Genomic DNA, 501 nt, shown 5'->3' on the forward strand with positions numbered 1-501 from the left:
GCGGGACGGCGTCCAGAGCGAACGTTTCGCCGACGGGTCCGTCTACGCCTTCGCCCGCACCGACGCCCGCTCCCGCACCGAGTACCTCGTCGCCGCCAACAACGCCGCCGAAGCCCGGACCGTCGAGCTCGACGCCCCGGCCGGCGCCCGGTACCGCACCCTGTACGGCGGCAGCGCCCTGCTCCGCGCCTCCGCGGCCGGCAAGCTCACCGTGACCGTCCCCGCCCTCGGATCGGTGGTCCTCCAGGGCGCCGCGCCGCTCGCCGCCCCCGCCACCAAGCCCGCCCTGACCCTCAAGGCTCCGGCCCCCGGTGCCACCGGCACCGTCGAGCTCTCCGCCGACGTCACCGGCGGCGGCCTGAACCGGGTCGTCTTCGCCGCCCAGACCGGCACCGGCCACTGGCAGGTCCTCGGCTCCGCCGACCACGCCCCGTACAAGGTGACCCAGCACGTCAGCGCGCCCGCCGGCACCGCCCTGCGCTACAAGGCCGTCGTCGTCGA

At 76.4% G+C, this 501-nt stretch carries 1 protein-coding gene; it reads left to right on the top strand.

The window, feature by feature from the left end; all coding sequences use genetic code 11:
* The coding region (locus G3I78_RS47665) for an alpha amylase C-terminal domain-containing protein (protein ID WP_164436862.1) at positions 1-501 on the top strand (501 nt) is incomplete at both ends.

Origin of the sequence: Streptomyces sp. SID13726, from assembly GCF_010548375.1 — a bacterium.
In the GTDB taxonomy this organism is placed as follows: domain Bacteria; phylum Actinomycetota; class Actinomycetes; order Streptomycetales; family Streptomycetaceae; genus Streptomyces.